The organism is Priestia sp. 3CA3, assembly GCF_056836725.1.
The window spans coordinates 153,601-167,291 of record NZ_JBXENJ010000008.1 but is presented as its reverse complement, the minus strand read 5'-3'; the positions used below and the strand labels follow the sequence as shown (position 1 = coordinate 167,291).

Annotated in this window: 14 protein-coding genes; 4 read left to right on the top strand and 10 right to left on the bottom strand. The window is 34.9% G+C overall.

The features are described 5' to 3' along the window. Positions 1-55: 55 nt before the first annotated feature. Positions 56-625, bottom strand: a complete 570-nt coding sequence (locus tag AC1VNJ_RS21180; protein WP_028413823.1) for a MarR family winged helix-turn-helix transcriptional regulator — start codon at positions 623-625, stop codon at positions 56-58. A 243-nt stretch (positions 626-868) separates the two neighbouring features. On the opposite strand from AC1VNJ_RS21180, the gene lgt reads away from it, so the two are divergent. The 3 genes from lgt (at position 869) to AC1VNJ_RS21165 (ending at position 4,408) form a co-directional block, all read left to right on the top strand. Beyond that, the gene (lgt, locus tag AC1VNJ_RS21175) at positions 869-1,684 is read left to right on the top strand and encodes a prolipoprotein diacylglyceryl transferase (RefSeq protein ID WP_034264911.1); all 816 of its coding nucleotides are present in this window, start codon (positions 869-871) and stop codon (positions 1,682-1,684) included. Positions 1,685-1,929: 245 nt separating this feature from the next. Continuing rightward, positions 1,930-2,976 (top strand): YeiH family protein, encoded by a 1,047-nt coding sequence (locus AC1VNJ_RS21170; protein ID WP_460113441.1) that lies wholly within the window; start codon positions 1,930-1,932, stop codon positions 2,974-2,976. 472 nt (positions 2,977-3,448) lie between these two features. Continuing rightward, positions 3,449-4,408: an aldolase catalytic domain-containing protein gene (locus AC1VNJ_RS21165; RefSeq protein ID WP_482641263.1), complete on the top strand. Its 960-nt coding sequence runs from the start codon at positions 3,449-3,451 to the stop codon at positions 4,406-4,408. Between the two features lie 146 nt (positions 4,409-4,554). Here the strand turns inward: AC1VNJ_RS21165 and AC1VNJ_RS21160 are convergent, their stop codons facing one another. From AC1VNJ_RS21160 to AC1VNJ_RS21130, 7 genes are all read right to left on the bottom strand, one after another. Next, positions 4,555-4,890, bottom strand: coding sequence for a L,D-transpeptidase (locus AC1VNJ_RS21160; protein WP_482641262.1), 336 nt, complete (start codon positions 4,888-4,890; stop codon positions 4,555-4,557). A gap of 74 nt (positions 4,891-4,964) precedes the next feature. Beyond that, positions 4,965-6,227 carry a glycosyl hydrolase family 18 protein gene (locus AC1VNJ_RS21155; protein WP_482641261.1) on the bottom strand — a complete coding sequence of 421 codons (1,263 nt, stop codon included), beginning with the start codon at positions 6,225-6,227 and terminating at the stop codon, positions 4,965-4,967. A 592-nt stretch (positions 6,228-6,819) separates the two neighbouring features. Next, complete coding sequence (locus AC1VNJ_RS21150) at positions 6,820-7,251, bottom strand: ATP-binding protein (RefSeq protein WP_033578618.1); 432 nt, start codon at positions 7,249-7,251, stop codon at positions 6,820-6,822. Between the two features lie 117 nt (positions 7,252-7,368). Further along, on the bottom strand, positions 7,369-8,058 hold the full coding sequence (locus tag AC1VNJ_RS21145; RefSeq protein ID WP_033578617.1) for a Na-translocating system protein MpsC family protein: 690 nt from the start codon (positions 8,056-8,058) through the stop codon (positions 7,369-7,371). Between the two features lie 139 nt (positions 8,059-8,197). Further along, complete coding sequence (locus AC1VNJ_RS21140; protein ID WP_033578616.1) at positions 8,198-8,413, bottom strand: hypothetical protein; 216 nt, start codon at positions 8,411-8,413, stop codon at positions 8,198-8,200. 177 nt (positions 8,414-8,590) lie between these two features. Beyond that, positions 8,591-9,286, bottom strand: coding sequence for a Na-translocating system protein MpsC family protein (locus AC1VNJ_RS21135; RefSeq protein ID WP_014460656.1), 696 nt, complete (start codon positions 9,284-9,286; stop codon positions 8,591-8,593). A gap of 444 nt (positions 9,287-9,730) precedes the next feature. Beyond that, positions 9,731-10,048, bottom strand: a complete 318-nt coding sequence (locus AC1VNJ_RS21130) for a DUF3243 domain-containing protein (RefSeq protein ID WP_014460657.1) — start codon at positions 10,046-10,048, stop codon at positions 9,731-9,733. A 254-nt stretch (positions 10,049-10,302) separates the two neighbouring features. Here AC1VNJ_RS21130 and AC1VNJ_RS21125 point away from each other — a divergent pair, with 254 nt between their 5' ends. Further along, entirely contained in the window at positions 10,303-10,707 is a 405-nt protein-coding gene (locus AC1VNJ_RS21125) for a hypothetical protein (protein ID WP_108674582.1), read from the top strand. A 334-nt stretch (positions 10,708-11,041) separates the two neighbouring features. Here AC1VNJ_RS21125 and AC1VNJ_RS21120 read toward each other — a convergent pair whose 3' ends face one another. Then, a complete protein-coding gene (locus AC1VNJ_RS21120) occupies positions 11,042-11,203 on the bottom strand; it encodes a hypothetical protein (protein WP_165635770.1) in 162 nt (53 codons plus the stop codon). Between the two features lie 624 nt (positions 11,204-11,827). After that, positions 11,828-13,423, bottom strand: a complete 1,596-nt coding sequence (locus tag AC1VNJ_RS21115) for an acetolactate synthase large subunit (RefSeq protein WP_482641260.1) — start codon at positions 13,421-13,423, stop codon at positions 11,828-11,830. Between the last annotated feature and the right edge of the window lie 268 nt (positions 13,424-13,691).

Here is a 13,691-nt window from a genome sequence, read left to right as displayed (position 1 = left end):
AAATCATTAAAAGGATCGATATGCTTCAAAGTAAAGTAGCCTATCAAATTTATTTTTATAAGTTCTTTTTTATATTATCAATTGCTTGAACTCTTCGACTTTCAAGCTCCCTTATCACTCTCAACTGTAATTCATTGTGATCTTCATCCATTTTGATGTTGCCTTCTTCTTCAAATCCATCATGTTCTTCCCCGTCAAAGCTATAAAGTTTCTTTAAAAGCTTCCACATTATTTCCAACTCTTCGGTTGAAAACTTTTTAAAAAGGTCTTCCAAAAAGAAAATTCCTTTTTCTGAAACAACAAGCAGCGCCTCTTTTCCCTCTTTTGTGATTTTCACGTTAACTGCACGTTTATCTTTACTGCTAGGAACCACGTCAACATACCCCTTCTTTTCCATAATGGTAATTAACTGCTTGACGCTTTGTTTTGTGGTTCCTAATTTTCTAGCAATATTATTTAACGTTGTTTCATCTTCAGGTAAATGAGCAATTGCCACCATCGCCATATGCTGTCTTGATGTTAAGAGCTCAAGAGACTGATCTCCTTTCACCTGGACTTTATTTGCCAGAGAAAATAAGGTAGCGTAAGTTTGCTGCATTAAAAAAAGATCTTTATAAATATCCATATTAACCCTCCATTTTAGACAATATATTGTCTAAAATGATAGTGTATTTTGGTAATTAAGTCAATGTACTGTTTATTTTAATTTTGACTATTCTGTTACACTAAAGCAGGCAAAGAAATAGTGGCCTTTCGTAAGCAAAAGTTGTCCTTTCTATATCTAATTAGATATACTAAAAAGGCACTCTAATTTAATATCACTCTAAAAAAATGTAAGAAAACCGATACGAAGTAAAGGAGAAAAAACATGAACCAACACACACAACCTTTAAACCCTATCGCCTTCCACCTTGGTCCACTTGAGGTCCATTGGTATGGAATTATTATAGGGATAGGAGCTTTTTTAGGCTTTTTGTTAGCCTCGAAAGAAGGAAAGAAACGAGGTATCTCTTCAGAAACCATCTCTGATTTACTTCTGCTAGCACTACCCATTGCTATCGTTACTGCTCGAATTTACTACGTACTTTTTGAATGGAGTTATTATAAAGACCACCCAGGCGAAATTATAGCAATTTGGCATGGGGGCATAGCCATCCACGGTGGAATTATTGGGTCTGTATTAACAGCTATATGGTTTTGCAGAAAAAAGAATCTTTCTTTTTGGAAAATGGCTGATGTTTTAGCTCCTAGCTTATTATTAGGCCAAGCTATTGGCCGGTGGGGAAACTTTATGAATCAAGAAGCACATGGCGGACCTGTTACACGTCAGTTTTTAGAAACTTTACATTTACCTGATTTTATTGTTAATCAAATGTATATCAATGGAACTTATTATCATCCTACATTCCTTTATGAATCCCTTTGGAACATAATAGGTGTTCTTGTCTTGATCGTACTAAGAAAATCTTTGTTAAAAAGAGGCGAAGTCTTTCTTACTTACCTACTATGGTATTCGATAGGACGATTTTTTATAGAGGGATTGCGTACAGATAGCTTAATGCTAACTTCTCATATCAGAATAGCTCAGCTCGTTTCTTTCCTTTGCGTGCTAGGCAGTTTGATTCTGCTATGGTATAGACGTAAAAAAGGCTTAGCAACTAGTAAGACTGTATCTCTCTCATAAGCACATATGTTTTTGTATGAATGATTTTTTAAAGAATTAAACGATAAAAACATACAAAAGGAGCAAATTGATTTTCAGTAACTCTGAAGATCAACTTGCTCTTTTTTTGTTTCACTTATTAATATTTTTAATCTTAATCATGATTTATATGTATTTTACTAATAATAAAGTGTCTTTTATAGTTAAATCATACACTTCTTGTGTGAAGCCGTGCTTGATAAGAATTCATATTGGAGATGAAATGTATGATAAATATAAATAAAGCCCAAAAGCGGACTGTATTCTTACGAACAAATACCCGGACGTCATTTAATATTTCTTTATGGGCTGGAGGAATTGCTTTTACTTTTCTTTTTGCTTTACTTGCTTATGGATTAGCAAAAGTCCCGGGATTTAATCATATCGGTCCACTAGCCTGTTCAATTATAATGGCAGTCATTTATCGTCAAATTTGGGGATACCCTGAAAAAATAAGATCTGGAATTGAATTTTCTTCTAAAAAGCTGTTACGTTATGCGATTGTTTTATATGGACTAAAGCTTAATATTGATGTTGTTATTCATCAAGGGCTAGGACTGCTACTTCGCGATGTGGGAACGGCTGTATTTGCGATTGTTTTAACAATTCTTCTAGGCAAATGGATGAAGGCTGATCGTGGTTTATCTCTTCTTTTAGGAATAGGAACAGGAATATGCGGTGCGGCAGCTATTGCAGCTGTTTCTCCGATTGTAAAAGCAAAAGAAGAAGATACAGCTATCGGAGCTGGTGTTATCGCTTTAGTGGGAACTCTATTTGCCATTGGATATACCATTTTAAGACCCTATATACATTTAACGAATATCCAATATGGAATTTGGTCAGGCGTTGGCCTCCATGAAATTGCCCATGTAGCTCTAGCTGCAGCACCAGCTGGACGCGACGCCCTAGCTATTGGCCTGTTGGCTAAGTTAGGAAGAGTGCTTTTACTTGTGCCATTAAGCTTTATCTTAATGTACTGGATGAAGCGAACAGGAAAAATGGAAAAGGATACGAAGATTGAATTTCCTTGGTTTTTAATAGGTTTTATCATCATGAGTATTTTTGGAAGTTATGTCGTAGGCAAGCACCTTATCCTACCTAAAACGATCATGAATGATATTTCAACTCTAACCACGTTTCTTTTAACAATGGCTATGGTCGGCTTAGGGTTAAATGTAAGTATGAAGGCTCTTCGAACAAAAGCATTAAAGCCGTTGATTGCGATGTTTATTACCTCTATACTCTTATCATTTCTTACGTTTTGGACGATGTAAAGACCAGTAAATTAAAATGATTAAGTAACAGCTAATACTTCCTATACAACTGTTAATGTGAAAAAAGTTTCCTATTTTTTATGTTTTAAATCGCTTCTCAAATTTATGGATTAATTATAGAGCAATCTAAATAACCTAGATAGATACTAATGGCAGTTCCCTCCTTAATAAGCAGTTTTACTTAAAAAACAATCTTTATTGCAGTAAGTAGTGATGTAATAAAGGGTGTGTTTGTATATACTAGGGGTTGTAGTGCTGAACTTGGTGTTGTTTTAAGAGCAGCAAGCGGATGAAAAACCAAAGCATCTCCTACCCCTAGAATACAGTAAAGCAGAGACACATTTAGAAAATACATTGACGCCTTTGAATCAGTCATGGTATAAACACAATAGGAGAGTTTAGTGCTTAAAAGCATAAAAGCGATAAAGTTTAAATAATACATAAATAGACGACGTAGGAGGAAATAAATATCATGGAACATAATAGCAAAATTATAGACTGTACCATTCGTGACGGAGGTTTAATTAATAATTGGGATTTTAGCGTTGAATTTGTGCAAGACTTATATAACGGCCTAAGCGCAGCCGGCGTTGAATATATGGAGATCGGTTATAAAAATTCACCTAAGCTTCTTCAAGCAACTGAGCCCAACCCATGGAGATTTCTTGACGATAACTTTCTCAAAGAAATTATCCCTGAGAAAAAGTTCACGAAGCTATCTGCTTTAGTAGATATCGGGCGTGTAGATTCGAATGACATCCTGCCGCGTGAACAAAGTATGTTAGATATGATTCGAGTGGCATGCTATATTCGCGAAGTAGATAAAGGCTTAGAGCTTATAAAAATGTTCCACGATTTAGGCTATGAGACTTCACTTAACATTATGGCACTATCTAGCGTACCGGAAAATCAGCTTATTGAAGCATTTGAAATGGTAAAGAAAAGCCCCGTAGATGTTGTGTATATTGTTGACTCCTTTGGAAGCCTAGACCCTGCCGATATCGAGCATCAAGTGAAAAAGTTCCAAGCCATGATTCCTAGCAAGCAGCTTGGGATCCATACGCATAACAACATGCAACTAGCTTTTGCTAATACATTAACTGCGATGCGTAATGGCGTTACGTTCCTTGATTCATCTGTTTATGGTATGGGCCGTGCAGCTGGTAACTGTAACACAGAGCTGCTTGTTAGCTACATACCAAAACCAAGCTATGAGATGAAGCCGATTCTTGGCGTAATTGAAAAACATATGCTTGAAATGCGTCAAAAGTGGGAATGGGGCTATATCATCCCTTACATGATTTCTGGTGTGCTGAATGAACATCCACGTGTAGCTATGGCTTACCGTGATAGCGAGAATCGTGACAAATTCGTAGATTTTTATGACAAAGTAACGTCTCCAGAAGTTACTACGTCTCCAGCATCAAAATAAGTTAAAATGCTAAAAGTACCTCTGTTAATCGGGGTGCTTTTTTGTATTACATAAAAAAAACATGATTGTATAGCATATCCTTAAACTTTGATACCCTCGATCTCGATAATTAACTAAATGTAAACAGTCGTGCTCTTCTTAAACTATTATTTATGTATATAAACCGGCGTTCCAATGGGAACTGCAGAAAAAAGTTCTAGAATATCTTCATTATCCATTCGGACACATCCATGTGACATATCTCTGCCAATAGAAGCTGGATCATTAGTCCCGTGTATTCCATATGTAGGCTTTGACAGTCCCATCCATAAGGGGCCAAATACAGCTGGAGGGGTCGTATCTTTATTAATGATTTTAAATTTCCCAATTGGAGTTGGAGTGATCATTTTCCCTACAGCAATAGGATATGTCTTTACTAATTTAGCTCCATCATATAGTTTTAATTGATGCTGCTTTATTGAGACATCTATCCTTTTTGACATAGAAGAACTCCCCACCCTCTTATAATTTACTATACATAAAATTTTCTAGATTAATCCATAATGACTACTGCTATTTATACTGTTCTAATAGTAAAGAATTTCTTTAAAAGCCAAGGTCCTGGCGTAAACCCAAGCGTTAATTGCCAAGCACCTATTGCTTGCAAGCCGAATTGACGAACTAACACCATTTTTTCACTCATGCTTCTTACATCTTCAAACCATACTTCATGCATCTGCCCCGCTTGATCTTTATACCGAAAAAATGGAGATTTGTACTCCTTTGAATATTGAATGGGAGACTGATATCTCATCGCTGTTTTAATCGCATTTTGATTGGATATAGCGGGTGCTACCGTGCCGGGCTTGTAAGGAATTGACCAATTGTATCCATACAAAGGAACGCCAATGATGAGTTTTCTTCGCGGAACACTTTTTATCGCAAATTCTACTGTTCTCTTTACTTCAGTAATAGGTGCAACAGGACCAGGGTCGCTGCCTGCATGATGCCAATCATATGCCATAATGAACATATAGTTAACAACTGCACCTATTCCCCCGTAATCATACCCTTTTAACCAAGGAATATCTTCGCTTGTCTTGGCTGGAACCGCTATGGTCAACACGTACCCTGCAGGTTTTAAACGTTCACCCAACTGACGTAAAAATCCTGTAAAAAGATCTCTATCCTCGGCCTTTACACGTTCAAAATCAATATTCACCCCTCCGTATCCTTTTCTAGATACTAAATCAAAGATATTATCGACAAGATTTTTTCGTGCCAGAGGATTATTTAAAACTTGATGGGCAAGATCAGAACTAAACCCTTCAGAAGTTAAATTAGTAATCGTAACTAGCGGTGTAACGCGATTTTTCCAAGTCGTTTCAATCGCTACTAAATCGTTTAAATTATTTATAATATCTCCATTGCTGCCAAAATGATATTCAAAGATAGAAATGGAAGAGGAATACGTTGCAAAATCACTGATTAACTCGCGATCTGCTTCTGGATTTCGAACGGCATAGTATTCTAGTGTCCCTGCAATATAGTCTGATATGTTAGGAATGTTTATTTTCATTCCGACTTGCAAGTAGTTATACGAGACTGAAGGATTAGCCCTTTTCAATTGCTCCAAGGACACGTACGCTTTTTTAGCAATACCTTTCATCGTATCACCAGGTTGAACTGTGTATACATATAGGGCTATGAGCAAGGCTTGACCGGGAACAATATTTGCTTCTTCTAACCCATTCACGCTCCTGAGCTGTGCAACGGAATAACCATATCTCCTGCTTATTGAAGATAACGTATCACCAGGCTGAACTATATGAACAAACATGTTTTCTCCTCCTATGTACTCTTTATCTATTTACGTTTTATTCCGCAACAAGTTTAAAAAAGCTATTCAATAAATGTATATGAGTATTGTTTGTTTATATAACTGAGTTAAGTAAGGGGGAATCTCTTTACACACTCCCCCTCTATTGCGCCCCTAATACGGGTAGAAATGTTCCAGAGATTATCTCAAAATTTATGTATCATAAATGTATGTTTTTGGTGTACTTGAAACAGGTTGTTTTTTTGTCAGATAGGATTATATTAAGAAATAAAAAGAGCAAGCTCTCTATCATAAGAGCTTGCTCCTTCCATTTAACGATTAAATGGAATTGCTCATAATTTTCCACACCTTTTTCTCATGTTTCTAAGCCTCTTGTGATTACTGCGGAGAAAAATTTTTGTCCTACGGCTAAGAGTTAATAGAGGAGAAGCACATGCTGAAGGCACCAACTCAAGCATGTGAAATATCTTAACCGTATCCTAGAGCAGGATCATCAGGGGATGATATTTTTAGAAGCTATCTCCTATTCAATAAAGGAGTCTTTTGTAAAGAGGAAGTCAGTTCTTTCTTAACCTTTTAACTTGTGTTCCTTTTATTTATTTCTTTTTTTCCATTTTATAACCTCGATGTTAACGCCATGATCTTCTTGAGATGATATGGTGAATTCGTCCATTAATTTTTTTACCCCTGATAAACCAACGCCTAGTCCCCCTGACGTTGTATAGCCACTTTCTAGCGCTTGTTGAATATTTTTAATGCCTGGTCCTTTATCTATAGCTATTATTTTGAGTCCTATTTCAAGTTGATTCTCTATTATTTCCATTATAATTTTTCCCGTAGTGGCATATTTATATATATTTCTGGACAATTCTGAAATAGTCGTAATAATTCGGGCTTGATCAAGTGTGCTGAAGCCTAAGCAGTTAGAGAACATCCGCCCTTTCTGACGCGCTTCTACTATATCCACTTCCGTGTGTATCTCAACAGTTAAAGGTTCCTTTCCTTCATCCGATTGAAATAGCATCATTATCACCACTTTCTTTATTTTAATAGGAGAGGAAAAACAATAGGCCAAAAAGAAAGGTTAGATAACCTTTCTTTTTGGCCTACATCTAGTTCAGTGCCTAGCTTATCAGTGCCGTTATGAAGTTGGGTTTAAAATCAGAAGAATTGTACTTTTATCTTTATGAAAGTCCCATGCGACTAGTATATCTGTTACCTTTGAATCTAAAATCACTTCTAATGATTGGCTATGTTCATGGAGTAGCCTTTTTTCGAGATTTCTTTTAGCCAATGTAAGGTTTTCTTCAAACCCTAATTGAACTAATTCTTTCTCTACATTTACCATAATACCTTCCCTGATTATAAGGAGTGTTCTCTGATCTAATAAATAAGAAGAAACATCTTGAGGAAGTTTTTCTGCTTTTTGAGTCACTTCCTCAACTTCTTTATGCAGCAATTTCTGATTTTTATAGGAATGGTTGACTATGTTATTTTTATCAGAATGGATCATGATAAACATGCCAGACTGCAGCTCTAAATTCCAATCATAATAAAATTCTTCAATATCTAAATGTATATTTAATTGGATATATCCTTTTATCTCTTCAATTAAAGTCTCCATCAACAAATCACGTGTTTTTTGAACATAGATAACTTGTCCCTTGTCTAGCAAAGCCTTTTCTAAAGGTAATAAAAAGGCTTTAAAATAAACGGTTATAAAAGGAGGAGAAATGACGGTGAATACACCTCCAGGACCTCTTCCAAAATTTTCACGAAGTAACCTTCCCATATAACTACTTAATTCTTTTTCCAGTTTCGTTTTATCCATAGATGGTGCACCTAGTTTCTAGTTTCATAAGGTATACTATTCGTGATGTTTTATGAAAACTCCTTCTTCATCATAAGATCATTTTAGGTAATAAGAATTCACTTTCTATAAAATGTAAACTAGTCATACTAGTACATTTTTAATAGATTGGTTTCTGTTTACCTTTGTATTTTCTATGTTTAAAGATTCTTCTTTTATTTGAAATTCCAATTTTACTTCCGTAGATAATGGTACTTAAAAGTATTATATCCTTGCTAATTTCTTCTTTGTAAAATTCATTGTCATACTTTTGGTAATCCTGCAACAATCGACGAAGCTCTTTTATAAACAATACAATCTCATGATTATCAGCCATACTGACCAAATCCTTTCTGTTGGCACATCCTATTTTCAGATGCTATTTTAGGGGATTATTCCGTTACAAAAGGACTTACTCTTTTGAAACAACAAAAATAAGCCGAAAAAGAAAAGGTATGAGCTTTTCTTCCTCGGCTTATGTTTGGCACAATGTGTCCAATTCATTACTGCCTCATTAATTTTTTGGTTTTAAGATAAGCGTAATAATGCTATTGTCCTTTTCAAAATCCCAATCCACAAAAATATCAAGAATGTCTGCATTTAATATCTCATCATAGTCATCGTTTTGTCGTAAGATTCCTTTTTCCAAAGGGCGTTTAGAGATGCGTAAGGTGTCATCAAAACCCAACGAAATTAGCTGCTTTTCAATAGCCACCAGTATTCCTTCTCTTACGATGACCAATGTACGATCACTTAATTTATACGAAGAGATTTTCTCAGGCCCTTTTTGTGCAATTTCACTCATCTTTATAATCCGATCATGAATTGCTTGTTTTCCTGGGTAAGGGTCACCCTCAGTCAAATCGGCTTTCAAATCGTCCAGACAAACTCCCACAAAAATTCCGGAGTGATGATCTAAATTCCAATCATAATATAAGTGCTGGATGTCAAGGTCTGTAATCCCTTTAATTTGACCAGTGATTTGAGGTTCAAGAGTCTTTACCAAAAGCTCTCTTGTAGTCATAACCTGAAGTTCTTCATTCTGGTTTAACAGTACTTGTTCCATCGGTGATACAAAGCCACTAACATAAATAACAACATAAGGTTCATAAATCGTAACATGAACAGCCTCGGGACCTTTTCCAAAGTTATCTCGTAACAATTTGCCCAAGTTATTCGCCAATTTTGTTTGCTGAGCCTTAATATCCATATTTCTTCATCCTTTATTAAGAAAGAAGCATCATATCCTCTTTCCATCATTTTATTGTACCATTACGAACGAATAATTTAAATATACAGAATAAATAAAAATAATTTGTTACTTCATGTTTAACCGAATTATAAACGTTCAAAACCTCTTCTTTCTATTGCTTGGGACGTATTTTGAATGTCACCGAAAAATACGAATCCGTTGGATTCGTACTGATGTTTTCAATGAAGTGAGTTATAGCATGTAGTCAAATTATTGTTGGGGAAATATAGCTTTATCTTTTAGTTGATGCATCGCAGGGACATACTAAAAAATAAAAAGAGGTGCAGCATGAAAGAGAAAAAGGAGCCACTTATTTTACGTAAGTGGCTCTTTGCTATGTTGATTGAATTCACTTGAACCTCTAATAAATAATGGCAAAACGCAATTTATAATCGATTTAGATTATTCTTTGACTAATTTAACAAGCATATGAGCAAGATGATGTTGTTCTTCCTCGTTTCCAACTTTCCATAACTCATGTAACAAGTATTGCTCTTCATTTTGTGGCTCCTCATGGGTTGCGAGATAGTCAGCTATTTTTTTAGCTGCTAGAGCTAGTTGATTATCATTTAACCCTAGTTTCTCACCTTTTGTGACTTTATCCCCTAAGTAACTTTTAAATTCGTTAAAACTGGAAAGGATGTTGTCTTTCTTCTCTTGACTCATTTCATTTAGTTTATCCTCTACTTTATTTTCAACGGTTTCAGTATTATTGTTCATTTTTCATTCTCCTTCCAATTAGGTATCAATGTTCTTATATGGTAAATCCCCCATTTACAGGTATATAAACATTTCGCAGCCTATTCATATATTAAGTAGAATAATAGTAAACCTTGAATAAAACTCGAGTATTTGTAATAGAGTTTAGTGAAACACCTTTTTGATAACAGGATGTATTTCTTAGGATGTTAACAACCTAGGTTAGTTCCACAAAACTTAACGGGTTATTTAGATGAGGAACGGAGTGAATACAAATGAGTTTAGCTACTTATATAGGTTCGAACGTAGAATTACCTATTAATAAGGAACTAGATAATTTAGTTACTATTGGGAGTTGCTTTTCAGATGAAAGAAATCGATTGAACATAAAGAAACACCAATTTACTACCCTTTATGTTTATGAAGTTGCAAGTGACTGGGGAATTGAGATTACGGAATATATGAATAAGAGCAGGCGCAAAGAATCAAAAGAGAAACTAATTGCACTATGCAAATTGATGGACCGCTATCTTAAATCAGGAGACTTTTTTGAATTGTATAGTTGTTGGGTAGGAGAAGAAGCTAAAGAACTAGAGAGGAAATTAACGTTAAACATCCATTACTTTGACATTGACGATATTGATATGCCAGAAAAAACATTAGTTAGAATTGAAAAATGAGTTCGTCCTATCATTATGGTAAATTACCCTTATATAGTGTACATAAAAACAGAAAAACTCCCCTAATACCTTAAGGGAGTTTTTCTGTTTAGTTAAATATTAAGGGTGTAATTGCTTGTTACTTACGTATCATTTAATATTTTTGTAGATATTTATTATAACCTATCAAATGATTTCGGGAAAGCAAAAAATGAAAGCGATTACTTTTAATTTAAAATAATAAATGAAATATAACTGTCTTTTTATGAGATGTATTTTGGTTCTGGAAAAATACAATGCTTAAGCTTATATGCTCTAAATTTCTCCTTATCTATTAATAGATAAGGGGAAATTTTTATTCTTTATCGTTTCCTGGCACAGCATTAGAAACTATAGAAGTGTCTCCAGTATAATACTTATGGGGATAAGGATCAGAAGGCTTTGTTGCAAACTCTTTCTCAAGATCAGCTAATTCCTCTGATACCTGTTCTAAATCATTTGATTGATTATCACTCATATAAAACTCCTCCTTTTAATTAAACAATGTTCATCGCGCATTAAGGATACGTTTTTTCATAATGTGGATATACATGCTGTTTTTATTCTATACTTTCCTGTGCCTTTTCTTCATTTAGTATATATTTCAAATTAATATTTATTACTTTTTATAGGAATTTTCATTAGTTCATTATCTACCGCACCCATTCTTTTTTGTTTTATACTTTCGCTTCCTCTAGGGTTTCTTACCTATACACTAACAAATCTGCTTCTTCTGATTATCCAGCCAAGTGAACTTATTATTTTTCCTTTTACAACCGGAATATTGGGAATGGGCATAGGCGCCGCTTTTTACATTTTTAACAAGAGATTGTACATTGTTATAAGTGGCGCCACTCTATTAACTGTTGGGATTATTACCTTATTGTACGGTTTCAAATTCCCAGTACTAGATCCTGCGATTCCCAATAATTTTTCTCTTTCTACTACTGGTTTAATTTTTGTATTTACTTTTCTTTATAGTTGGATTTGGGTTGAACTGAGCCTAGCTTATTTAAAAAAATTAAAAACATTTATTTCCTAGTGAATCTACAGATTAATCTCTTAACAGAGATAACTCGTTAAAATAATGGAGAAATCGCAATTAGCCTTTTAGAAGAACGTCAATTAGGACAATCTCATCTGAATTTTTTAAGGCTCTTTTTATTATATTTTCAAATTCGACTAAACTATTTGCCCGTTCTCCTTTAATTCCAAAGCTAGTTGCCAATTGGACAAAATTTGGGTTTGTAAAAGTTACTCCATAGCTCTTACCAAACTTTTTGTTCATCATTTCCTGCTCTATTTTTAATGTAGAGTCGTTTAAGACAATAATAATGAATGAAAGCCCTAAGCGCTTTGCCGTCTCTATTTCTGCAAAATTCATTAAAGCTCCTCCATCTCCAGTAATACAAATAACTGAATCATTAGGGCAAGCTAGTTTAGCTCCAATTGAGCCTGGTAAAGCAATACCCATGGAAGCTAGACCATTTGATATAATGAACTTGTTAGCGTTTTTGGGTTGATAAGTTCGAGCTATAGATACTTTATGAGCTCCCACATCTGAAATCACAATTGTTTCCTCTGAAGAGAGCTTATCGATACTATGCAAGATATTCTCGATTGTTAAAGGCAGTAAATTGCTGTCTATCTTTTTCTCTTCAATATGATAGGATTGCTTAATTTGTTTCTGGAGATTACCAGAAGGAATCCACGGTTTAGAAGGAATATCCAGCTGATTGAATACCCGTAAAGTCTGCTTTATATCTCCAACCAATTCAGCTTCTACAGGATAATATTCATCTATTTCTGCTGGTAAGGTATCTATATGTAAAATTGGTATTTTTTCCGTGTTCCATTCTTTGGGTAACTTTTCGACAAAATCAAACCCAATTACAATAAGCAGATCAGCTTCCTTTAAGCCTGCGAGCACTTCATCTTTCTCATTAAATCCAAACGTAAAGAAATTTTGTGGATGATCTTTAGATAACACACCTTTAGCCATATAACTATGGGTAACCGGTGATTGAAGACGTTCAATAAATAGTTGAAGCTCATCCACGGCTTCCTGTCTAACAACGCCGTTACCGATAATAACAAAAGGTCTCTCATACTGCCTAATAAGAGTATTGGCAGCCTGAATTGACTCCATGATAGGTATACTTACGGGTATAGATGTAGGTGAAATAGGTTTGATGGGAACGATTTGAGTTGCTAAGTCTTCTGGCAATTCTACTACTATGGGTCCTGGCTTTTCCATTTGTGCAATTTTAAATGCTTTTCGAATAATCTCAGGAAGCGTTTGTGCATCTTTTATTTGAACACGCCACTTCGTTGCTGGTTCTACCATTTTAATAATGTCCATATATTGATGTGACTCTTTATGTTGTCTCCCCAAAGCAGCCTGTCCCGTTAATGCTACAACAGGAGAGTGGTCTAGCTTTGCACTAGATATTCCTGTCAATAAATTAGTAGCTCCTGGTCCTAATGTTGATAAACATACCCCTACTTTGTTTGTTAACCTTCCGTATACATCTGCCATGAAAGCAGCTCCTTGTTCATGCCGCACATTCACGAATTGAATCTGTTTAGAGTTGGATAAAGAATCAATAAAATCCAACGTCTCTTTACCAGGTATTCCGAAAATATATTCAACTCCCTCATTTTCTAAACATTGAACAAGTGTATCCGTCACTTTCATATTGTTCGACCTCTCTTTAGATAGTATTCTGACAAGCTTATGTGAAAGAAATAGCTCATCAATTCTTATCTCGTTTTTTCTAGTTTTACTAACCGAAACCCTAAATATATGGAATGAAATCATACTCACTAACTATTGTTTATAGTGTTACCATTAGGTTCTTATGTTAAATACATTTTTTAGAGAATGTATAAATAATTGGATGAGTCAACCTTTCATCCGTGTGAACTGATTGGGAGTGTGACAATACTCTATAAAGAATTATTAT